The 24,670-nt window shown below is 41.3% G+C and carries 15 protein-coding genes; 3 read left to right on the forward strand and 12 right to left on the reverse strand.

Going from position 1 to position 24,670, the window contains the following annotated elements:
• Nucleotides 1–3: 3 nt before the first annotated feature.
• From eda to glk, 4 genes are all read right to left on the reverse strand, one after another.
• Nucleotides 4–624 (reverse strand): bifunctional 4-hydroxy-2-oxoglutarate aldolase/2-dehydro-3-deoxy-phosphogluconate aldolase, encoded by a 621-nt coding sequence (gene eda / locus CWC04_RS08525; protein ID WP_004587806.1) that lies wholly within the window; start codon nt 622–624, stop codon nt 4–6.
• Nucleotides 625–658: 34 nt separating this feature from the next.
• Nucleotides 659–2,509, reverse strand: coding sequence for a phosphogluconate dehydratase (gene edd, locus CWC04_RS08530; protein ID WP_029773525.1), 1,851 nt, complete (start codon nt 2,507–2,509; stop codon nt 659–661).
• A gap of 325 nt (nt 2,510–2,834) precedes the next feature.
• Nucleotides 2,835–3,848, reverse strand: a complete 1,014-nt coding sequence (locus CWC04_RS08535) for a LacI family DNA-binding transcriptional regulator (RefSeq protein ID WP_024034047.1) — start codon at nt 3,846–3,848, stop codon at nt 2,835–2,837.
• A gap of 34 nt (nt 3,849–3,882) precedes the next feature.
• Complete coding sequence (gene glk / locus CWC04_RS08540; RefSeq protein WP_024034046.1) at nt 3,883–4,875, reverse strand: glucokinase; 993 nt, start codon at nt 4,873–4,875, stop codon at nt 3,883–3,885.
• A gap of 279 nt (nt 4,876–5,154) precedes the next feature.
• Between glk and CWC04_RS08545 the strand changes: the two genes are divergently transcribed.
• Nucleotides 5,155–6,171, forward strand: a complete 1,017-nt coding sequence (locus CWC04_RS08545) for a LacI family DNA-binding transcriptional regulator (RefSeq protein ID WP_054982417.1) — start codon at nt 5,155–5,157, stop codon at nt 6,169–6,171.
• A gap of 108 nt (nt 6,172–6,279) precedes the next feature.
• Here CWC04_RS08545 and CWC04_RS08550 read toward each other — a convergent pair whose 3' ends face one another.
• From CWC04_RS08550 to CWC04_RS08575, 6 genes are all read right to left on the reverse strand, one after another.
• Entirely contained in the window at nt 6,280–8,691 is a 2,412-nt protein-coding gene (locus CWC04_RS08550) for a glycoside hydrolase family 15 protein (RefSeq protein ID WP_138685147.1), read from the reverse strand.
• Between the two features lie 9 nt (nt 8,692–8,700).
• Nucleotides 8,701–10,200: an MFS transporter gene (locus tag CWC04_RS08555; protein WP_138685148.1), complete on the reverse strand. Its 1,500-nt coding sequence runs from the start codon at nt 10,198–10,200 to the stop codon at nt 8,701–8,703.
• Nucleotides 10,193–12,052: an alpha-amylase family glycosyl hydrolase gene (locus CWC04_RS08560; protein WP_138685149.1), complete on the reverse strand. Its 1,860-nt coding sequence runs from the start codon at nt 12,050–12,052 to the stop codon at nt 10,193–10,195. Before CWC04_RS08560 ends, CWC04_RS08555 begins: the two co-directional genes overlap by 8 nt.
• An 88-nt stretch (nt 12,053–12,140) precedes the next feature.
• Nucleotides 12,141–13,997: a glycoside hydrolase family 13 protein gene (locus CWC04_RS08565; protein ID WP_138685150.1), complete on the reverse strand. Its 1,857-nt coding sequence runs from the start codon at nt 13,995–13,997 to the stop codon at nt 12,141–12,143.
• Nucleotides 13,997–15,490, reverse strand: coding sequence for a tryptophan halogenase family protein (locus CWC04_RS08570; protein ID WP_138685151.1), 1,494 nt, complete (start codon nt 15,488–15,490; stop codon nt 13,997–13,999). The genes CWC04_RS08565 and CWC04_RS08570 overlap by 1 nt, the downstream gene beginning before the upstream one ends.
• 115 nt (nt 15,491–15,605) lie before the next feature.
• The gene (locus CWC04_RS08575) at nt 15,606–18,392 is read right to left on the reverse strand and encodes a TonB-dependent receptor (protein ID WP_121638204.1); all 2,787 of its coding nucleotides are present in this window, start codon (nt 18,390–18,392) and stop codon (nt 15,606–15,608) included.
• 653 nt (nt 18,393–19,045) lie between these two features.
• On the opposite strand from CWC04_RS08575, the gene CWC04_RS08580 reads away from it, so the two are divergent.
• On the forward strand, nt 19,046–20,671 hold the full coding sequence (locus tag CWC04_RS08580) for an alpha-glucosidase family protein (protein WP_138685152.1): 1,626 nt from the start codon (nt 19,046–19,048) through the stop codon (nt 20,669–20,671).
• 126 nt (nt 20,672–20,797) lie between these two features.
• On the opposite strand, the gene CWC04_RS08585 is transcribed toward CWC04_RS08580, so the two are convergent.
• Nucleotides 20,798–21,349, reverse strand: a complete 552-nt coding sequence (locus CWC04_RS08585; protein WP_096739694.1) for a TIGR00645 family protein — start codon at nt 21,347–21,349, stop codon at nt 20,798–20,800.
• Between the two features lie 235 nt (nt 21,350–21,584).
• Between CWC04_RS08585 and CWC04_RS08590 the strand changes: the two genes are divergently transcribed.
• Entirely contained in the window at nt 21,585–21,827 is a 243-nt protein-coding gene (locus tag CWC04_RS08590; RefSeq protein WP_004587793.1) for a hypothetical protein, read from the forward strand.
• A 119-nt stretch (nt 21,828–21,946) separates the two neighbouring features.
• Here the strand turns inward: CWC04_RS08590 and topA are convergent, their stop codons facing one another.
• Nucleotides 21,947–24,643 carry a type I DNA topoisomerase gene (topA, locus tag CWC04_RS08595; protein WP_055253275.1) on the reverse strand — a complete coding sequence of 899 codons (2,697 nt, stop codon included), beginning with the start codon at nt 24,641–24,643 and terminating at the stop codon, nt 21,947–21,949.
• Between the last annotated feature and the right edge of the window lie 27 nt (nt 24,644–24,670).

A 24,670-nucleotide genomic window follows, 5' to 3' on the forward strand; every position in this document is an offset into this window, starting at 1 on the left:
CTCCTATTTAACTTCACTTGCTTGTCGAGCAAGCGCTTCAATGGCTTGCCAGTCTTTGTTTTCAATTAGTTGCTTATCTAGCATCCACGTACCACCAACACAAATAACGTTATTAAGCGCTAAGTAATTAGGGGCTGTTGCTAGGCTAATACCACCGGTTGGGCAAAAAGTAATGTGCGGCAATGGCCCGCCAATCGACTTAAGCATTGCCGTTCCACCTGCAGCCTCTGCAGGGAAGAATTTTAAGTACTTAAAGCCATGGCTTGCTAACTGCATTACTTCGCTTGCAGTTGCTGCACCCGGTAAAAAAGGGATGTCTGAATCTTTAGCTAATGCTAATAATTCATCACTTACACCTGGGCTTACCATAAAATCAGCGCCTGCTTCTACTGAAGCATCAAAGCTAGCTTTATCAACCACTGTACCTGTACCAACGTAAGCTTCTGGAACTTCTGCTTTCATTAGTTTTACAGCTTCCACTGCAACAGGCGTGCGTAGCGTAATTTCAAGGGCTTTTAAGCCACCGTTGTATAACGCTCTAGCGAGTGGTGCTGCATCTTCTAGTTTTTCGATTACAACCACTGGCACCACAGGTGCCGACGCTAAGATTTTTTCAATACTCATTACTTGTTCCTCATTACCCAGTGTGTGGCAATTATTATTCAAGTCCAAAAGCACTCGCACCTAAATCGGCGCTGCTTACAATATTTCTAAATCCAGTAAATAACTCTCGGCCGGTACCAAAGGTTAAGCTTGGTTGGCTAAGTTGTAGTTCACGCTTAGCAAGCTCTTCGTCGCTAACATGTACTTTTAATATTCCGTTTGGCGCATCCAGTGTTACTAAATCGCCCTCAAGAATTTTTGCAATAATGCCACCTTCAACAGCTTCTGGCGCTAAGTGAATAGCAGCAGGCACTTTACCTGATGCGCCCGACATACGGCCATCAGTCACAATGGCTACTTTAAAGCCTTCGTCTTGAAGTGTTGCCATTACTGGCGTTAATTTATGCAGCTCTGGCATACCTTTCGCTTTAGGGCCTTGCTCTTTAAGCACGGCAATAAAGTCTTGGTTTAACTCGCCACGGCTGTATGCCTCTTGCAGTTCGCCTTGTGAGCTAAATACTTTAGCTGGGGCTGTTACTACTTGATGCTCAGTAGCTACAGCAGAGACTTTAATGACTGCTTTACCTAGGTTACCTGTAAGTAGTTGTAGGCCGCCTTGCTTGCTAAATGGATTGCTAATTGGACGCAGTACTTCTTCATCGAGTGAGTTTTCTGGGCAATCTACCCATTTCACTTTTGAAGGGCCTGTTGAGTTGCTCATAATTAAGCTGTCGTCTTTATCTAAACGCGGCTCCATCATGTAAGGCGCTAAGCCTTCACCAAGCATTGTTTTAACATCAGTATGCAAGTAACCCGCACCGGCTAATTCACGCATTAAAAAGCCCATACCGCCTGCGGCTTGGAAATGGTTTACATCGGCTGAGCCGTTAGGGTAAATACGCGTAAGTAGTGGTACAACTTCTGATAAATCAGACATGTCTTTCCACGTTACTTGTATGCCCGCCGCTTTTGCGATAGCAACAATATGAATAGCGTGGTTAGTAGAGCCACCTGTAGATAGCAAACCAACTAAACCATTAATAATGGTTTTTTCGCTGATTACATCTGCTAAACACGGGCTTTCTTTATCATCTGTAAGCTGCTTAAGCATGGTTTCTACAGCATTACCTGTTAAACCATCGCGAAGCTCAGTGTAAGGGTTAATAAACGAGCTACCTGGAAGGTGTAAGCCCATTATTTCCATTAACATTTGATTTGAGTTAGCAGTACCGTAAAACGTACACGTACCTGCGCTGTGATACGAGGCGCTTTCAGCTTCAAGTAAGTCTTCACGGCTTACTAAACCTTGTGCAAATTTTTGGCGAATACGTGCTTTTTCTTTGTTAGGAATACCAGATTGCATTGGCCCAGCTGGTAAAAAGAATACCGGTAAGTGACCAAAAGATAAGGCACCAATTAATAAACCTGGGACAATTTTGTCACATACGCCTAAGCAAAAAACGCCGTCAAATACGTCATGCGATAGTGATACCGCAGTAGACATAGCAATTACGTCGCGAGAAAAAAGCGATAATTCCATGCCGTCACGCCCTTGCGTAACACCATCACACATTGCTGGTACACCGCCTGCAACTTGGGCAGTTGCGTCGTACTTAGTAGCAAGGTCTTTAATTAAATCTGGGAAATCTTTGTATGGCACATGGGCCGAAAGCATATCGTTATATGAGTTGATAATAGCAAGATTTGGCTGCTCATCAGCCTTTAAGCGCGCTTTGTCGTCGCTGCTACACGCAGCCATAACGTGAGCGATGTTTCCGCAGCCTAGTCCGGCACGGACTCTTGTTTGTTTTTTTGCGTGCGAAATACGATCTAAATAATCTTGACGGGTTTGTTTACTGCGTTCAATAACGCGTTGGGTGACTTCTTCAATGCGAGGGTGCAACATAATTTAGCTCATCTCTATTAGTTAGAGGAAAAAGGCTCAGTAGCAATTACAGACTCCACGTAAATAACTGCACTGAGCATCTTTGATTTACCCGTTCAAAGGTACGCTACCAGGGAGCCTCTCACAACAACCCTGACACCGGTGTCACTGTATTAACGCATAGCATTGACACCGGTGTCAACCCTGAGTAACAAAAATAGTGTAAAATTTTAACGTGACCAATTAATGACCATGCTAATTTTAGTTTATTTGCTAAAATCCGCACAAAAAAAACCCGAATAAGCGTCACTCAAATTCGGGTTACTGTGAAAAGCAAAAAAGGGGGTTATTTTATTGCTGCTGTAGACTCGCGGGTAATTAAGCGTGATTCTAGCGTTACCTGATATGGCTGCTCTTGTGGCTGCGAAATATGCGATATAAGCTGCGTAACAGCTTGTTTAGTCATTTCTTCTACAGGTTGTGCAATAGTCGTTAAGCCCGGCCATATATGGCGAGCAATTGGTGCATTATCAAACCCTGCAATAGAGATATCATCGGGTACGCGTAATTGGCGCTGTGTGGCAAGTTTTAGTACCGCCGCCGCCATGTAATCGTTCGATGCAAATACCGCGGTAGGACGTGGCGATAAATCTAAAATGCTGCGCGCACTGTCTACACCTGAGTGATAACTAAAGTTACCCTCTTCTACTAAGCGCTCGTCAAATTCTATGCCGTGGCTTGCCAACGCTCGTCTGTAACCTTTAAAGCGCTGTTGCGTAGCACTGTGATCAGGGTGGCCTTTAATAAAAGCAATCGACTTATGACCAAGCGAAATTAAGTGCTCGGTTATTTCATAAGCGCCCTGCTCGTCATTACTGCGCACTGAAATTGAATCATCTTCTAGCAGTGCCGATGCAACCCGTGCATAGGGTATTTTTTTGGCTTTTAAAAAATTAGCGAGTTTTTCAAAATCACCAAATGGCGGGGTCAGTACTACGCCATCTAAACGCGAGGTTTGTAATAACTGCTCTATATCGTTAATTAAATCATCGCCACGTAATTCGCACGGGTGTATTAGTAAGTTGTAGTTATTTTCTTTACAGGCAGCAAGCGCACCCGTTTGTACGCGTGTTATATAACTTTTACTGGGGTTGTCGTATAAGCAGCCAATAATAAAGCTGCGATTTTGCGCAAGCCCGCGTGCTATTGGGTTAGGCGTGTAATCAAGCTCTTTAAATACTTTAAGTACTTTTTCGCGCGTAGCTGCACTCACGTTAGGCTCATTATTTAAAACCCGCGACACGGTTTTTTTAGAAACCCCCGCATGGCTTGCTACGCTATTTATGGTTACTTTTTTCATTTGTTCATTATCCAAATACAACCATTAAGCAAATTTACTTGCTGTTATATAAACACGCACCCGCCCCAATTAGCGGTATGTTATCTTGTGTTACTAAAGTAACTGGAATTTGCCCTGCATATTGCGACATAACACCTTTTTGCGAAAAACGCTCTACAAAGCGGCTTTCAAGTAATCGGGTTTGCATGCGCGGTAAAATACCGCCACCTATAAATAGGCCACCTAATGCGCCGTATACTACCGCTAAATCGCCTGCCACACTGCCTATCCAGTCACAAAACTGATTAAGCGTTGCATCGCACACTTCACACTCGCCACTGTTTGCAAGGCTACTAATTTGTGCTGCGTCTAAATTTTTAGCTGTAACCCCTTTCACGGCTGCCATTGCTTTGTATAAATGGGCAATACCTGGGCCTGAAAAAACAGTTTCTATAGATACATGAGGGTGCTCTTTTCGAAGCTCGTTAATTAATAAAGCGTCTAGCTCGTTTACAGGAGCAAGCGACATATGCCCGCCCTCAGAGCTTAATACTGCAGTTGACTGCGCTGTACGCACTAAACATGCAGCACCAAAGCCAGTACCTGGGCCCATAACACCAATGTTTGCATTTGCATCGGCTTGGCCAGGCTTAATAGTAATGTTTTGCGTTGAGTCTAAATAAGGCGCTGCATAAGCAAAAGCAGCAAAGTCATTAATTACTTCTAATTGTGTTAAATTAAAATGTGCTTTAAATTCACTAACACTAAAATGCCAACCTAAATTGGTTAAATGCACTTGGCCTGCTTTTATAGGGCCTGCAACAGCTAAACATGCCTGAGTTGGCGTAACATGGGGAATCGTTGTTAGGTATTGTTCAAGTGCGCTTTCTAAAGAGCCAAAATTAGCACTGGGAAATATGTTAATATGCTCAATAACAAATTGGTTAGTTTGCTCATTAAAGTCGGTAATTAATGCAAAGCGCGCATTGGTGCCACCAATATCGGCAACTAAGATAGGGTTAAACTGGGCAGAAGAATTTTGGCTCATGGTATTATCTCTTTTGTGTAAGCGGCTTATGCTTATTATTTTACAACGGCTATGCGTTGTTATTTATACACTTTGAGCTATCACCTCAAAGTAGCTATCACAGTAAAAAAGGCTGCTATATAAAATAGCAGCTAATACGTTTTGACAACAAAATGATAAAACATTGGCATTATGACACCGGTGTCAGGATTAGATCAATAATAAATCGCAAAAAGCTTGAAATAATTCACTAATAGTCGAAAATGACACAATTATTTAGCATTTAATTAAGTTGTAACAATGAAAGGTAAAGCCACCTCATTTGACATTGCCCATTATGCAGGGGTTTCACAATCAACTGTATCTCGCGCTTTACGTAACAGCCCCCTTGTTAATGAAGAAACACGCAAACGCGTCCACGACATAGCAAAACAACTTAACTATAAAGTTGATAAAAATGCCAGCAACTTACGTACTCAGCAAAGTAGTACCCTTGCGCTATTGTTGTTTGAAGACCCAACATCAGATGAATCACAAATAAATCCATTCTTTTTATCAATGCTGGGCAGTATTACTCGTGCGTGTGCAAAAGAAGGTTACGACTTATTGGTATCGTTTCAATCAGCTAGTGCCGATTGGCAAGCCGACTACGAAGACAGCCACAGAGCCGATGGCATTATTTTGCTCGGCTATGGTGATTACATAGACTTTCAACCAAAATTTAAAACCTTGCTTGACCAAAACACTAAGTTTGTATGCTGGGGCGCTACAGTAGATAACCGCCCAGATCTTACTGTATGCTGCGACAACTACGGCGGGGGCAAACTAGCCGCTGGCCATTTAATTGCCCATAACCGCACCGATTGCGCATTTATCGGTGATGCATCTGATCACAGCCCAGAATTTTTTGCCCGCTTTCAGGGGTTTAAAGATGAGCTACTTACTAATGGTATAACCATTAATGAGCGAAAAATGGCCAATGCTATTTCAACTGAAGAGTCTGGTTATCATGCTACACGCTCACTTATTGCTAATAATATTAAATTTAACGCCTTATTTGCTGCCAGTGATTTAATTGCCATTGGTGCAATTCGCGCTTTAAAAGAAGCCAATATTAATGTTCCTAACGAAGTGGCCGTGGTCGGTTTTGATAACATAGCCATTGCAAGCTACATAAACCCACCGCTTACAACCATAGCGCAAGACACCACCGTCGCAGGGCAAATGTTAGTAGAGAACTTACTTAAATTAATACGTGAAGAAGAGGTGCAAAGCACCCTTTTACCGCCGGTATTAATTGCCAGAGGGTCTAGTTAAGAATTTATAACTCAACGTCATTGTGCTTATTAAATATTAAACCCCCACTTAGATACAAAAAAGCCACGGCTGTTAACCGTGGCTTTAATTTTACATTTTGAACTAGCCTTATTTTAAAGCTTTCTCAACAACGGGATAATGATCCCAAACTTGTTTGTCGCTCAATGAACGGACTAATTTAATATACTCGGCATGAGTCCATGCCAATGGTGTTGCTGAATTAGTCCCCTCGCCTAGCTCATAACCTGCTTTGTTAACCCCTACACCATCCCATACTTGCTCTGGTAACATAAGGCCGTTATTAGCAAATTGCTCTAAGCCTTTTACATAGCTGTTTTTAATTTGCGCTTGTTTAGCATCATCCAGAGCGTTGTTTGCATTAGCTGCTGCGATTTCGTAATGCCCGCGCTCACCGGTGAAAAATGGCCATACACGCCCACGTTGGCCTGGTGTATTGCTGCCACCCTCAGCATAGTTTGTGCCTTTAACTTCATCTTCACCGTAGCCATCATTGCCATAGCGGCGGTAGCCTGCAAAAGTGCCGCTGCCATCATCAAAACTAAAGCTGTATTTAACTTGTAGGTTATCTTCAAGCGTTTCGTCGTCATACTCAGGTAGTGTTTTAACGATGCTTTCATCATTTGCACCGCGTACGCCATAGCGTACTAGCTCTAAAAAGCCGCCATCTAAAATTTGCTTTTTATTAAACCCTTCGCGGCCATTATTAGCGTTAATTTTAGTGTTTGAGTTTGCATCGGTATCTTGGCCTATACGAATAAAGTATTCGCCATCGCTATTTTCGCCTTTTAAGTTACCTTCGGTAGTAAACATTTGCGATTCAATATCGCTGCTGTATTTTTTAGCCGTGGCAAGGTAGCGCTGCGCGTTTTTATCATCGCCACTAAGCGTTGCGATATCGCTTGCGGTAATAAGGCCTGCCACTATTGCCGCAGTTGTAGATGGCGAATAACCACTTTGCTCTTCCCAGCGCTCTTGTTGTGTTGCCGGTGGTGTAATTTGTGTGTCGTTCCACAAGATTTTAGCAAGTCCCCCCTCGACTAAAAAATCGGCCGCTGGTTTTAACATTTTGCCGTACCAGCTTTTTAGCTCTTCATCGCTAAGTACGTTGGCTTTATGTAACTTCCATGCCAGCATGATAGGCATAGCAGTTTGATCAAGCTGTACGCCTACCCATTCTAATTCACCATCGACGTGTGTTTTTTGCAAAAACCAGCCGGTATCGCCTTTATTACCTGGTGTTTTGCTGTTTACTTGCACTTTTTCTAGGTATTCGAACGCTGTTTTTGCTGTGGCAGTATCACCAAGCGCCATAAATGCCATGGCTACTTGATAAAAATCACGCACCCATACCGCTTTATAACCCGTAGAACCTTCTTTGGCTGAAACCGTTTCGCCCCATGGGTTAGATAAAGAAGCAATTAATGCTCCTGCGTGTGTTTTATCTTCTTGTGCTTTTAATACCATGGCGCTGGTGTATAAAAGCTTACCGTTATCGGCTGTTTGTTTAACCATGGTATTAAGCGGTTTTAGGCTTTGTAGGTAATCTTCCCAGCCTAGCGCTTCACCTTTGCCGTTGTAGTGATCAAGTACCGCTTGGTACCCTTTAGCTAAGCTTTTTTCGCCTTGCTGAATACTTTGCTGCTGGGTTTTACCAAAGCTCAGGGCTAAATCAAAAGTGGTATTTGCACTTATCTCGCCAAGCTCTGCAAGCATGCTTACATTACCAGCAGTTTCGCCGGTATTTGTGTATTGGTTATTTATAGATTGCGTAGTTTTAAGTGCATTAATGCCGTCACTTTCTCCTGTAAACCCGACCGTTTTTGTTTTAAATGGTGATGCGGATTGAAGTGATAGATAGTTATCGTTTTCCCACGCGACTAGGCCTTGCTCTGTTGTTTTAGCAAAGTCACCTAAGCCGTTATTATTAATGTACGGATTAACAGACACATACGCTTTTAACCCTTCAAGCTCAGTATTAAATACGCTGCGTACAAACAGGGTTTGCCCATCTGGGTCAGTAAATATGTGTTTTTCTAGGCTAAAACGGCCTTGTTTATCAGTGCTTGTTACTTTATAAGCCAGCGATAACGGGCGACCTTGTGCATCTTTATGTAAGTAATCAATGGTGACATTTAAATCATCCGCTTCACTAACGGTAAAATCTTTACCTGTTACTATAAATTGCATGTCTTTTATTTGTGCTTGGTGAATAAGCCCAAACATGGTTTCTGTGATCATCCCTTTAGCAATTGAAAACCATACTTTAGACACATCCCCCGTTGCAGCTGCATCAGTGTATTGGCCGTTTTGGTATTGCTCGTATGATGTACCAATACCTGTTTTACCCGCATAAGCCCAAAAAGGCTCTGCACCTGGAGCGCCTGGTGCCGATGTAACCTGTGCTGTGGTACTTTCGTTAGTTGCACTTGTGTTTTGAGCGCCGCAAGCCGTTAAACCTAACGTTAAAAGAGAGGCGGTTATAAGGTTATATTTTTTCATTGTGAGTCCTTAATGAGAATTTTTAACGCGCATTACTGCAACAGCAGCAACAACAAACGAAGCTGCACCAATTAATAATGCGTAAATAGGCTGATTAGAAAATACGTGGCGTAAGATAAGCCCTAAAACACTGGCGGCAAGTAACTGAGGTATAACTATAAAAAAGTTAAAAATCCCCATATAAACGCCCATTTTGTTACTCGGTAGTGCATTACTTAACATGGCATACGGGAGTGATAAAATAGACGCCCACGCAAACCCTACGCCTATCATAGGTATAAGTAGCATTTTAGGGTCTTGTATAAACATAAAGCTTGCAAGACCTAACGCGCCAAGCAATAAATTAAAGCAATGCGCGCCTTTTAATCCCATTTTTTTAACTAAAAACGGAATACACATAGCGGCAATTGCGGCAAATCCATTGTAGGCGGCAAATAAAATACCCACCCAATCTGCACCATCGTTAAATGCTTTAGAAGTTGCATCGCTACTACCATAATGAAAGCTTGTTACTGCAGCGGTGGTATAAATCCACATAGCAAATAAAGTAAACCAGCTAAAAAACTGCACCCAGGCAAGCTGCTTCATGGCCTCTGGCATAGTAAATACATCTTGTACTACTTGGTAAAAACCACCTTGGGTTTTATTCGCACTTTTAAGTGCCGCTGCAATCCACTGCACAATACCAAACGCTAATAAACCACCAGCAAGTAGGTATAATTCTTTTTCAAGGGATAAGCCCATGACTAATGCAAGAGTTGCTAAACCCAGTACCACAAAAATAATGGCACCTTTATTAAAGTTAATATCAACCACTTTGCTTGTTGTAGGTTGTGCGCTTTGCTTTTCAAAAGCCGCTAATTGCTCAGGGCTGTATTCTTTAGTACGTGCTACGGTCCAAAGCACCGCAACAAGTAACACCACCCCGCCCCAATAAAATGAGTATTTAACAGATTCAGGAATTTGCCCTGGGGCTGCGGTATTACTTACATCAAACCAGTTGGTCATCATCCATGGTAGCGCCGAGGCTAACACAGCCCCAATACCAATAAAAAAACTTTGTAAACCGTAGCCTGTCGCGCGTTGCTTTTCTGGCAAGTTATCACCAACAAGTGCTCTAAACGGTTCCATGGTTACGTTGATTGACGCATCCATAATCCATAACATACCTGCGGCAATCCAAAGCGTTGGTGAATGCGGCATAATAAATAGTGAAAGCGTTGTTAACACTGCGCCTATAAAAAAGAACGGACGACGACGCCCAAAACGCCCCCAGGTTTTATCACTCCAGTAACCAATAATTGGCTGTACAATTAAACCGGTAAGCGGTGCTGCGACCCATAAAATGGGAATATCATCAACTTGTGCGCCTAATGTTTGAAATATTCGGCTCACATTGCCGTTTTGCAGGGCAAAACCAAATTGTATGCCTAAAAAGCCAAAGCACATGTTCCATATTTGCCAAAAACTTAAATTTGGCTTATCGGTATTATTATTTTGATTATTCATTATTAGCCTTATTTGTTAATACTGCGCTGCTAAATGCATCAAGTGTGAGGTTAAATGTAGCGCCTTGCGGGTGAGCTTTAAGCTCGGTGGTGTGATTTTCAAGTAAATCATTTAATAGCGTATTTTCACTCATTGCACCTAATTGCGCCTTTGATAAATTAACCGTAACTGTTTGTGGCTGCTCACTAAAGTTACTTAACACATACACACTTTGCTGGCCTAAAGAGCGGGTAAAACCAACTACACGTTCACTTCCTACAAGGTTAAGTGCCGACATTTCTCCGCCTACTACAGCAGGTAAACTATTCAGTGACATAACCGCTTTGTAGTAATCACGAAGTGCTACTTGCTCTGCGGTTAAGTTAGCGCCATCAAATTTTCCGTTATTCATCCATGCTTGGTGCGCTGGAACGCCAATGTAGTCAAAAATACTGGTACGTGTCGGCGCTCCAAACCCCGCGTTTTCAGAGCCATCTTCTCCCACATCTTGAGCAAAATATAAAAGTGTTGGCGAGCGGCTAATTAAATTAGAAACAACTAAAGCAGGTTTACCCCACTGGGCATTACCTGCAAAGTCTGGGCTTGCGATTCGTTGCTCGTCGTGATTTTCTAAAAAATGCAGCATATGTTGCTCTATATCGAGCACACTTTGATGCGAATCAAAAATACTATTGGCAGGTTGTTTAAGTTGCATTATCGCTTTTAAGGTATCGTAAAAGCCGACTTTATCGTAAAGGTAATCCATTTTACCTTGCTGAATATACGCGCGGTACATTAACGGGTTATATACTTCGGCCAATAAAAACGCATCGCTTTTTTGCATTTTTATTGACGAATTTAAAAAGCTCCAAAATTCAACCGGTACCATTTCGGCCATGTCGTATCTAAAGCCATCAACGCCTTTGTCTAGCCAAAAAAGCGCAATGTCTCTAAATTTGTACCAGCTATCTGGTAGCTCTTTATCTTGCCAATATGCATAATGAGCACGGTAATCTTTGTCTTTATAGTCGTTTGGCAGCTGAGCAAAATCATAGCTCCCATCTGGCTTTACGCCATAATTTACTTTTACTGTTTCGTACCAATCGTTAATATCGGGTTTTGGTGCACGGGCACCGTTACCTGTCCATTTAGCGGGTGTTTCATCAAAAAAGCCATCCGCAAGTGGGTGAGCCTTTCCACCTAACACGGTATAAGTTGTAGAGGTAGGCACTTGAAATGACTGCCCAGGCACATAATAAAAGTTGTTATTTTTATCGTACGTTTTACTGGTGTCGTCTTGCGCGCCGAAATCCTCTACGCCTTTAGGCTTTCCAAGTGATTGATAATTTCGGGCAACATGGTTAGGCACTATATCAATAATGACTTTCATACCGTGGTTATGTGTACGCTCAATAAGCTGGCTAAACTCCCCCATGCGGTTTGTTACATTAACGGCTAAATCGGGGTTAACATCGTAGTAATCTTTAATTGCGTACGGTGACCCTGCGCGACCTTTTACTACATCGGGGTCATCTTGTGAAATACCGTAGTCGGTATAATCGCCCACTAACGCGTGGTGTAATACACCGGTATACCAAACGTGCGTGGTACCTAGCTCTTTAATGCCTTTGAGGGCTGCATCGTTAAAGTCGGCAAATTTACCTACACCGTTTTGCTCTTTAGTGCCCCATGGCACATTGGCTGTTTCGGTATTACCAAACAAACGGGTAAATACTTGATATACAACCGGCTTGGTAAGCTCATTTTGCGTGTGGGCAACTGCTTGCTGTTGTTCAGGTTTGTTATTTTCTGAACACCCTGTAGCAATAAGTGCACTACACAGTACTGCGGGTACATAAACTGATTTTTTCATTGTGTGTCTTTTTTGTCAGTATTGTTATTAACTTTATACTAAAGATTACTGCAGCAACCATACAGTTGCTGCATACGTATTCAGGTCACTATTGTGGCGTATTTATAACGAGTACCGTTGCGCTCATCGCTGGTAATTCAATGGTTTTGCCAAGCTTTTGTGTTTTTTGAGTAAATAAATTAAATGCTGTTGTGCTGTTAGGCATTACCTCTTGCATATACTCAATATTTTTTTGTAGCGCTTGTGTGTTTTTATTCATAAATACCAACACAGTTTGCTCATCGCTAATACGCGCATAACTATAAACCCCTTGTTGAGGCGTAAAGTGTACAAGCTTTCCTTTATCTAGTGCTGAGCTGTTTTTTCTAAAGTTAAGCAACGTACTGATGGTGTTATGCATCTCTTTTTGCTGTTTTGTTAAGCCCTCTTTGGTAAAGGCATTACGTGTTTGCCCTTCAAACCCGCCGGGGAAATCGATTCTAATATCACCATGGTCTTTACTTGGGGTGTTATCTAATAGTACTTCCGTACCGTAATACATTTGCGCTATGCCACGTGTGGTTAAAAACAAGGTCATCGCCATTTTTGTTTTGGCTACATCTTGGCCAAGCTCAGTGTAAACACGGCTCATATCGTGGTTATCGGCAAATACCATAATGTTATTTGTATCAGGGTATAAAAAGTCATTAGCTAACGATTCATATACTTTAACCCAACCCGTGTTCCAGCTTTCATCTTCATTTAGCGCTTGAATTACCGACTCTTGCAACGAAAAGTCCATCACGCTTGGTAAGCTTGATATATAGCCATCTTGGTTATGCTTGCCACGTTGCCAGTAAGAGGCAATAGCAGGGTTAGACGTCCACTCTTCTCCAACAATATTAAAATCTGGGTACTCTTGCATTATGGCTTTTGTCCAATCACTCAAAAATGCTTTATCTGAATACGAGTAGGTATCAACACGTATGCCGCTTAAATCGGCGTATTCTATCCACCAAATCGCATTTTGAATTAAGTATTCACTTAACAGTGGTTGGCGCTGATTTAAATCAGGCATGGTTTCTACAAACCAGCCATCGTTAAACTGGCGCTTGTCGTATTCACTAGCGTGTGGGTCTTGTATGGTTTGGCGCGCATGGCTAGTGGCATTTTTGCCTTTATTAAACTCACCATTAAAGTTAATCCAATCTTTAGTTGGCTTATCGTTAACCCAAGTATGCTCAGAGCCAAAATGGTTAAGGACCATATCCATTACTAGCCCTATACCCTGCTCTTTTGCTTTTACTGATAACGTTTTATATAACTGGTTTGAGCCCATGCGTGGGTCAACCTTATAAAAGTCTGTAATTGCATAACCATGATAAGAATAATTAGGCATGTTGTTTTCAAGCACAGGCGTTAGCCAAAGCTGTGTTACGCCTAAGTCGTTTAAATAGGGAAGCGCGTTTATAATGCCTTGAATATCACCACCGTGGCGCCCACCTTTTATACTTGGGTTTGCCGCTTCTAACATGCTTGGGACGGTATCGTTTTGTTTATCACCATTAGCAAAGCGATCTGGGTTAATTAAATAAAGCGTATCAGCTGATGTAAACCCTTGACGCTGAGCGCTGTTTTTATCTCGCTCAAGAAGTGGAAACTCAAAGTTATTGCTTGTTTCGCTGCTATTAAATTCAAGCGTTCCGGCTTTAGCGGCGTCGGTAATGGTAATATTTAAAAATACATAATTTGGATTGTCGGTACGGGTTACTTTATTTAACTTAACGCCGTTGTATTTAGCTAATTTAATTTGCTCGTTTGCAATGTTTTGCTCATGAACCATGATGGTAATCGTGTTTTTGTTCATGCCAACCCACCAATTAGCTGGCTCAACGTCAAGTGCGTAGCTAATGGTTGGTAAAGTACAGGCACTTACAAGTAAAAGTTTTTTTAAAAGTTGCATCATCAGGCCTTTTTAATTTTTGCTAAAAAATTTTTATGAGTGGGTAATTGATCTACCGTTGAGGTAATAAGCGTTTTTAGTGTTGAGAATAAATCGTTTAGTTGTTCACTACTGAGTGAGTCAACAATGCTGTTGTAATCTTCGGGGATAAGCCCTTGGCCAATAAACACCTGTTGCCAGGCAACTTCGGCAAATAATTCGTCGTTTTCGCGCACTACTTTACCGGTTTGCTTAAATAATTTGAGCTTATGGGCCAATGAGTCAGGAATGTCCATTTGCTTACATTGTCGCCAAAATGGAGAGTCTTCTCGCGCTGTTAGTGTGTAATGCAATATTATAAAATCACGAATGTGCTCTATTTCTATCACGCTTTGCTTATTAAATTCAGTAACTAAGGCATCGCTTATGCCATTGTGTGGAAACAGCTTTATTAAACGGGTTACGGCACTTTGTATTAAATGAATACTGGTAGACTCTAGCGGCTCTAAAAAGCCACTGGCAAGGCCAACCGAAACCACATTTTTATGCCATTGTTTTAAACGTCGTCCTGTTTTAAATTTTATCACCCGCGGCTCAGTCATTGGCTCAGCAGGTAAATTATCTATTAATAACTGCGTTGCCGCATCGTCAGATAAATAACGACTACAGTACACCAAGCCATTTCCTATTCGGCTTTGCAGCGGTATTTGCCACTGCCAGCCTGCGCTGTGTGCAATTGAACGCGTATAAGGTTTTAGCTCGCTAGTACCTTGAGACTGCACCGCCACGGCGCTATCACACGGTAAATAATGAGACCAATCGACAAAACCTGTGTTAAGGGTTTGCTCTATGAGTAAGGCGCGCTGGCCTGTAGCGTCTATAAAAAGGTCGCCATTTATCTGCTGTGTGTTACCAAGGGTTAATGATTTTATATCCCCTGATAGAGGGCATTGTTCAACCTGCTCTATTTTGGCATCAATATGCTCAACACCGCGTGATGTTGCGAGGTTTTTTAAAAACTCAGCATATAACGTTGCGTCAAAGTGATACGCATAGCTTAAGCCAGGTAATTGCGTGTTAGGTATGGTATTTAATGGTGCAAATTTATGCTGTTTAGCCGCTTGGTAGTTAAGAGAAAAATCCCATAAGCTTTCTTCTGCACCGCTAATATGTCCTTTTATCCAAAAATTGTAAAAATCGCAAAAGGGGAAGTCTTTTCCAAATGAGCCAAAAGCATGCATGTAGCTATGAGAGGGGGTTTTCCAATTTTCGAACTCAATTCCTAATTTTATAGATGCATTTGTAGCGTTTATAAAATCTTGCTCGTTTATACCCAGTGCATTGTTAAGTTGAATAATAGGCGGAATTGTTGCTTCACCCACGCCTATAGTGCCAATAGTACTTGACTCAATAAGGGTTATTTTAATTACTTTACCTAACACTTTATTAAGCAAGGCGGCTGTTATCCACCCTGCCGTGCCCCCGCCTGCGATTACGACGTGTTTTATTGGTTTCATATTATTGTCCACGTTTACAGTTTAAAGCTTTGTTAAGTTTGATAAAATTTAGATAAAGTAGCTATAAAAAAGCCCTTGTAAAACAAATTACAAGGGCTCCTACACACAACCTTTATTATAGCTTGTAGCTAAAGCCTAACAAGTAAGTACGACCGTAATCTTGGTAGTCACGAACTTGTAGCGCGTTATCGCCAGAAAGCGATGTAAACGGCTCTTCTGTTAAGTTTTGAACTTGGAACTGAATTGATAACCCTTCAAGGCTTTCAACACCGGCCTCACTAAAGTCGTAACCCGCTTGAATGTCCCAAATTGTTTCGCCTAGGATATCCACTTGCTCGGTATCAAAACCTAGCCCGTATACATCACCTTTAAAGGCACTACGTTTACGCATGCTGGTACGCAGTTGAATACCATTCATTTCGTAGTAAACCGTTAAGCTCTGAATTTTGTCAGACAGACCCGGTAACTCGTACTCATTACCGTTTTGATCTTCAATGTCTGATTCAATACCGGTATGGCTTGCAATTAAACCAAAACCTTCAAGTGACGGGTGGAAAATTTTAAATGGCAATGCAAGAGATAGCTCGTAACCGTATAGGTCGCCGCCACCGCCATTTACTTTACCACTACCAGTACCTTCAGAAGTAGCTGGGATTTCACCTGTTGAAGGGTCAGCAACGCCCGACATATCAATTTCGTATGTGCCGTCAAAAATCCACTGGGTTAAGTCTTTATAGAAAAACGCAGCAGAGAAGTAACCTTCATCGCTAAAGTAGTTTTCGTACGTTAAATCGTAACCAGTTGCTTCTTTAGGTTCTAAATTAGGGTTACCACCCGATACAGACCAAAAGTTACCATTTTCATCAGGCGTTGTGTTGTATGATGCATCAATAGATGAGTTCATTTCATCCAAACGGGCGCGTGAGATTGTTTTAGCTGCACCAAAACGCACTGTTTGCTGCTCATCAATCGCAAGTGATAAGTTCAAACTTGGTAAAACGTGTGAATAATCGTGGCTAATATTGGTAGGTGATGCCACAACAATGCCATCTACAGTACTAAATGCATTACCTTGCGATGACTGATCAGTGTGAACGTAACGTACACCGATATTACCCGTTAACGCTAAGCCGCTTACTTCGGCATTAATATTAGCTTGTGCAAATGCAGAGGTAATTTCCTCTTTTACGGTCCACGATTTAGTTAAATGGCTCGTATTTGTTAAGCTTTCATCTAGTAAGTCGTAGTAGCCGTCATTAACAAGACCATTTACATCGTAGGCAATCATATCGCCCATGCCAATAAAGTCTAAATCAACGCTGCCCATTCGATACTGCTCTGGCACGGTAACTAAACCCGGGTTATCAAGTGAAAACCCAGATAACGTCATAAAGAAGCCCTGCGAATCTTTGGTTTTTTCGCGCTCTTTATAAGACATACCAAATTCAATTGAGCTGAAGTATTCGTTTTCTAATACTTTAGATGCCGCTAGTTTTAACGTAGATAACTCATCTTCAATTGTAGGTGCATTAATGAAACCATCTTGCGCTTGGTTTTCATACTCGGTGCCGGTTAAGCCATATTTATCATTTAAAGCAGAGCTTGCACCCCATGATAAAGGACCACCTAATTGTATTAAGCTGTAATCGCTGTAATCTAAATCGTGAGTAAACGTAGCACCTGTATTACCACCGTTAAATGTGTAACCTAGGTTATCTGCAACACCGCGAGCATCGCCTCGGCCTGTGCCAGAGTAGCTCTCAAGGCTCCAAATTTTACGGTCTACTTGAGAGTAACTTGCGTCAAACTCTACTGACCACGAGTCATCAATATCGTATTTAGTGTTAAAGCCAAACGCGGTTAGTTCTGCTTCACGCTCTTCGTAGTCGTTACGAACAACCACACGTTGGCCATTTGTTACCGCACTGGTAATAAAACCACTTGCGTCATCTACAGCTACGCTTGCCGGGTCAATCGAACCTTGACCCCATGCGAATGGGATTTCGATACCACGTAAGATTTTTTCATCTGTAAAATCAACATATAGCGCATCAAACGTCATGTTTAATTTGTCTGTAGGAGCGGCCTCTAGTACGAGCATCGCTGAGTCACGTTCAAGGGTTGATGAACGTACAAATGGTTTTGCACCCCCTAATATAGAGTACGTTTGACCATCATCAGCAGTAAATTCAGGGTAACCCCAAGAGTTCCAACGTTTTTCTTGATTTGGAGAGCTCATGGTATTTAGTGCAAACGCAACACCTATGGTGTCATCTGCAAATTGATCAATGTATGAAATAGTACCGCGGTAACCATCGTCGTTACCGTCTGGGTTTAGTTTATCAAAGCTAGTTTGCTCGTATTGGCCGTTAACTTGAAATACACGCTCGCCTTTACTTAAAGGACGTACGGTTTGCATGTTAATAACACCGGCAATACCTTCTGCTTCAATACTTGCATTAGGTGTTTTATATACGGTAACGCCGCTCATAATTTCTGATGGGTAAAGGTCAAACTCTACGCCGCGGTTATCGCCAATAGATACTTGCTCGCGGCCATTAAATGTAGTGCCACTTTCGTTTTCACCAAAACCACGAATTGATACTCTACTTGCGCGACCATCTAGGCGCTGCGCCGTTAAACCTGGTAAGCGTGCAATAGACTCAGCAATAGATGAATCAGGAAGTTTACCTATATCTTCAGCTGAAATTGACTCAACGACTTGAGTAGAAAAACGCTTTGTGTTGATTGATTCTACAACACTGCCACGAAAGCCTTTTACTTCGATAACCTCAACGTCATCATTTTTAACTGTATCTTCTTGTGCTGCTACAGAGGCAAAGCTTGCTAATCCTGCAGTAGCCATTGCCAACGTTAATATACTTGGTTTGAACATAGACATGATGTTTTTCCCGTTACCCATATTGTGATACTCGCTTCTTTATTTGAGTGATAGTCAAACAGGCGAGCTAATTTTGTTGTCAGCATCAATATTAACGCTCGAATTATTTTATTAACAACTTTATGCATACGTATTCAGTACTATGCAAAAGGCTAAAAGTTAACAATGAGTTCACAAATAAAACTTTAACCTACTGTTTTAAATAGTTTTATATTGGTGCAACTTAGTGATTTATTATCATCATAAAAATACATCAATTATTTAACTGAAATCCCTGTGTCATCGTTTGTAAATAGCGTTAATTAAAGGTTTTTTATAAATTTACACGCATATCTTTTGTAAAGATTATCAGATTAAATTGGTCTGACCAAAGAATGAAATCACCAAAGCTGTGCAGCCCTTTAAAAATAAGCACCAAAATAGTCAGCTGTTTTAGTTACACAAAAATAAACATGATTGGTAAAAGTGCTGCGGTGGTTTTTATGGGTAACTTTCTGCTTAGCTAAAACCGCTTTTATGTAAGTAAATTAGCTGCATACGTATGCAGACTTTTTACAGAGCAGCACCCTTCACGTATGCTTTTTGAAAATTTAGTGATTGTTTCAATCAAACTAATAACAATATAAATACTGTGTGGAACGACGGAGAAAAGCATGGCCCAACAGCAGTGGTATAAAGGTGCGGTTATTTATCAGGTTTACCCGCGAAGCTTTCAAGACAGCAATAACGATGGTATTGGTGATCTTAAAGGGATAATTAATCGCATTGATTACATTAAAAGCTTAGGCGTTGACGCTATTTGGATTTCTCCTTTTTTCAAATCTCCAATGAAAGATTTTGGCTACGACATAAGTGACTATCGCGATATAGACCCCATATTTGGTGACCTAAACGACTTTGATGAGTTAATAGATCAAGCACATAAACGCGACATTAAAATTATTATTGACCAAGTGTTAAGCCATACATCAGACCAACATCAATGGTTTTTAGATAGCCGCGAAAACCAAAACAATGATAAAGCTGACTGGTACGTATGGGCAGATGCTAAAGAAGATGGCACAGCGCCTAATAACTGGTTATCTATTTTTGGTGGCGGTGCTTGGCAATGGGAGCCTCGTCGCGGTCAATACTATTTACATAACTTTTTAACCGAACAGCCTGATTTAAACTTTCATAACCCAGATGTAAGAAAAGCTGTTTTAGAAAATGTAGAGTTTTGGCTTAAAAAAGGTGTAGATGGTTTTAGATTAGACGCTATTAACTTTTGCTACCACGATGCACAATTACGTGACAATCCTGCAAAGCCTAAAGATAAACGCCAAGGCCGTGGCTTTAGTGAAGATAACCCATACGCGTTTCAGTACCATTATTATAATAACACCCAACCAGAAAACATTGAGTTTATGCAAGACATACGTGCACTACTTAATAAATACCCGGGTACTGTATCACTTGGTGAAATTTCATCGGAAGATTCATTGGCAACAATGGCAGAATATACCCAAGGCGGTGATAAGCTGCATATGGGTTACAGTTTTGAGCTACTCACGGATGATTATTCAAGTGAATACATAAGAGAAACCGTACAGACTCTAGAGCAACGCATGACTGAAGGTTGGCCGTGCTGGGCGTTTAGCAACCATGATGTAGAGCGTGTTGCGAGCCGCTGGAGCCAAAATGGTGAAATAAACCCAGAACAATGCAAAATGCTTACAGCTTTATTAGCTTCTTTGCGTGGTAGCGTATGTATGTACCAAGGTGAAGAGCTGGGGCTAGGTGAAGCCTCTGTAGCATTTGAAGACCTACAAGACCCATATGGCATTACCTTTTGGCCAAACTTTAAAGGTCGCGACGGCTGTAGAACGCCAATGCCATGGGAAGGGACCAACACACAAAATGCAGGATTTAGTGCTGCTAAACCCTGGTTACCGGTTGATAGCGCGCATACGCAGCAGGCTGTGTCTGTACAAGATAAAGATGCAAACTCTATACTTAATGCTTATCGTGAGTTTATGGCATGGCGTAAACAGCATACTGTGTTATTAGCAGGCGATATTAAGTTTATTGATACTGCTGAGCCTATCCTCGCTTTTTACAGAACGCTAAACGAGCAAACTATGTTATGTGTGTTTAACTTAGCTGATACCAATCAAACATTTGAGTTGACTAAAACAGTGACTGAGGCGCATGACTCACTATCTCATTGTAATGCTACTTTAGATGGTAATAAGCTAAACATGAATGGTTTTGACTGTTACTTTGCTTTTGTAAAATAAGAATGCCCTGACTAATAATACTCAAAAGCCCGATTGTATCGGGCTTTTTTGTGCGCTCAAATCGTGGGGCTGCTATAGCCGGTATTAAGACGAAATACCGACCCCCAAACCACTAACTTAACCTTTCTAATGTGATTGTGTTTTACTATTTAAATAATCAGTGAGCGCAAATAACACGCCAGAGCTTACAAAGGTGACATGGATAATCACTTTCCAAAATAGCTCATCACTTGAATGAATATTAGAATTAATAAATACCTTTAAAAGCTCAACTGCAGATATGGCAACAATTGCGCTAATAAGCTTCATTTTTAAGCCAGAGAAACCTACTTTCCCCATCCATGACGGCCTATCTTCGTGGCCCTCAATATTAAGCTTTGAAACAAAGTTCTCATAACCACTAAAAATAATAATAAGTAATAAACCAGCCAGTAAAGCGGTATCAACGAGGGTAAGTATACCCACTAATAACTCTTGGTTTGTTGCACTAAAAGTGGCAATACCCATTAAATAAAGTTGCTTAAAAAACTTTATTAATAGCAATATTACAGCAAATAGTAGGCCTACAAAAAACGGGGCTAATAACCAGCGCCCTTTAAATATAAACGACTCTAAGCCCTGCTCTACTTTGTGTATTTTACGAGGCGTACTGGTTGGTTTTGCTTGGTGTTCTGACATTAACTTATCTTTTTATAAAAAAGCGACCTTAGCTTATAATTTATTACAACACAATTACTTATATAATTATTTAAGCGTAATTTACTCATCTTGACGATAAAAATTTTTCGTTATCTTTTATTTTAATTTCGATTAAAAATCACTACACCAACAGAGTTGTTCTGCATTGGGCACTATTTAAATACAGCTTTAAAATGTATTTAAATCGTAAAACCATTTATTTAGGAATCAACAAATGAATAAAGCATTGCTAGCATTAATAGTTGCGCCACTTTTTGCTGTATCTGCAACGGTTGCAATCGCAGACGATGCACCAGTAGCTTCTGCACAAACAATTAAAGAATACACAGATATGTGTGTAAATTGGGCTAAAGATGATGATGTAAGTAACGACGATCTATTTGGCTATGTTCTTCAATGCGTTAATGATGAATTAGAGTCTGAAGGTTACAAAAAAGTATCTACTGTACAAATCTAAACAATAAAAAATATGCGGCTAATAAAGCCATTGCGACGCATATAATCATAAAAAAACCGGAATGACACAGGCTGTGCATTCCGGTTTTTATTTGTCTTAGGCTAAATAAATTTTAAGGTTTATTCAGCTTCTTTTTTTGCTTTAGGTTTAGCTGGCGATTTTTTTGCAGCCGCTTTCTTTTTAGGCGCTGCTTTTTTCTTCGCTTCTTCTACCCATTTACCCGCTTCATAGTGAGCGGTCCAGCCTGTGGCTTTTCCGTCAACTTCAGTCATCACGTATTGCGCTTTATTTTTACGGCTATAACGTACTACGGCTAAATTACCATCAGGATCTTTTTCTGGCGCATCAGCTAAGTAATAAAACTTAGGTGAAATACGCTCTCTAAAACGCTTTAGCTCAGCCACTTTAGGCGCGCGCGTCTCGCGTGATTTAGGGAAAGTGTTAGCCGCCAAGAAAATACCTGCAGCCCCGTCACGTAAAACAAAATAAGCTTCTGACTTTTCACATTCAAGTTCAGGTATGTGCACAGGATCTTCTTTTGGTGGTGCAGCTTCGCCGTTTTTAAGTAACTTACGCGTATTTTTACACTCTTCGTTGTTACAGCCAAAATACTTACCAAAACGGCCCGATTTAAGCTCCATGTCTGAACCACATTTATCACATTCGATAATAGGCCCATCGTATCCTTTAATTTTAAAGGTACCTTGCTCAACGATATACCCTTCACATGCAGGGTTATTACCACAAACATGTAATTTACGGGTTTCGTCTATTAGGTAAGAGTCCATAGCTGTTTCACAGATTGGACAGCGCTTCATTTGCATTAATGTTTCAGTTTCAATGTCCTCAACATCTGCCGCAACCGCTTCATCCCCTGACACTAGGTTCATAGTGGTTGTACAACGTTCTTTAGGCGGTAAGTTATAACCTGTACACCCTAAGAAAACACCCGTTGATGCCGTGCGAATACCCATTTTTCTGCCACATGTAGGGCAGTCAATGTCGGTTTCGACCATTTGATTAAGGCGCATTCCGCCTTGCTCTGGCTCATCTTTGGCTATGTTTAATTGCGTAGAAAAATCAGCATAAAACTTATCAAGCACTTGGGTCCATACACGCTCGCCTTCGGCGATATCATCTAAACGACCTTCCATTTTTGCTGTAAAGTCAAAGTTCATTAAATCAGTGAAGTTTTCAACCAAACGGTCGGTAACAATTTCGCCCATTTTTTCAGCGAAGAAACGACGGTTTTCTACCCGTACATAACCACGGTCTTGAATTGTTGAAATAATTGATGCGTACGTAGATGGACGACCAATACCACGTTTTTCAAGCTCTTTTACTAAACTTGCTTCACTAAAGCGCGCTGGCGGTTTAGTAAAGTGCTGCTTAGGGTCAAGCTCAATTAAACTAAGTACTTCGCCTTCTTTTACTGCTGGCAGCGATTGATCTTCTTCATTCTTTTTACGTACCGCAGGTTGCACTTTTGTCCAACCATCAAAGCGAAGTACTCGCCCTTTTGCTTTTAGTTGAAACTCATCAGCGGCCACAGTAAGCGTTGTTAAGTCGTACTCTGCAGGTACCATTTGACAGGCAACAAACTGACGCCAAATTAATTCGTACAGTTTTTTGGCATCGGCATCAACACCTTCAACATGCCCAGAAAGTACAGTTACACTTGAAGGACGGATCGCTTCGTGCGCTTCTTGTGCATTGCCTTTAGAGCTGTAGCTAATTGGGTCTTTAGGTAAGTACTTTGCGCCAAACTCTTGGGTTACATAATCACGACACATTTCAACTGCATCTTTTGACAGATTAGTTGAATCGGTACGCATATAAGTAATGTAACCGCCTTCGTAGAGGCGCTGTGCAAGCATCATTGTTTTTTTAACGCCATAGCCTAAACGTGTACTGGCGGCTTGTTGCATGGTTGAAGTAATAAAAGGCGCACTTGGGCGGCTTTTGCTTGGTTTTTCTTCAACACTTATTACTTTATATTCGGCTGTCTCAAGGCTTTTAACTGCGGCTGTAGCCTGCGCCTCATTTACCGGCTTAAATGGCTTGTCTGCTTGTTTGGTGACTTCTAAGCGTAATTGTGACTCAGTATTTTTAACATCGGCGTGTATATCCCAAAACTCTTCTGGAATAAACGCTTTAATTTCACGTTCGCGCTCTACTAATAAACGTACCGCAACCGATTGCACACGTCCAGCAGAAAGCCCGCGCGCTACTTTAGCCCATAATAATGGCGATACCATAAAGCCAACTACACGGTCTAAGAAGCGGCGTGTTTGTTGTGCATATACCATGTCGGTATTTAGTTCACCAGGTGTTTCAAACGCTTGTTGAATCGCATTTTTTGTGATTTCGTTAAATACAACGCGTTTATATTTTTCAGGCTCACCACCAATAATTTCTTGAAGGTGCCAAGCAATTGCTTCCCCTTCTCTATCCAAATCCGTTGCGAGATAAACTTGGTCTGCATTTTCGGCCAGCTTTTTTAACTCTTGAACTACTTTCTCTTTACCTGGCAAAATTTCGTAATGTGGCTCCCACCCTTTTTCAGGATCAATACCCATACGTGCAACTAAGTTAGTGTAATCTCGTTGCTGTTTATACGCTGCCTTTTCTTCAGGCTCCATTTTACGAACTTCAGCTGGCGTTTTAGTCGCCGGTACTTTAGCTTTGTTCGAACCTGAAGTAGGTAAATCACGCACATGTCCAATACTGGACTTTACGATGAAGTCTTTACCTAAGTATTTATTAATTGTTTTAGCCTTAGCAGGTGACTCTACAATTACTAGCGATTTGCCCATAGTTGCCTATTTCTAACCAAATATTTA

It is taken from the genome of Pseudoalteromonas sp. S2893 (assembly GCF_005887105.1).
GTDB lineage: Bacteria > Pseudomonadota > Gammaproteobacteria > Enterobacterales > Alteromonadaceae > Pseudoalteromonas > Pseudoalteromonas atlantica.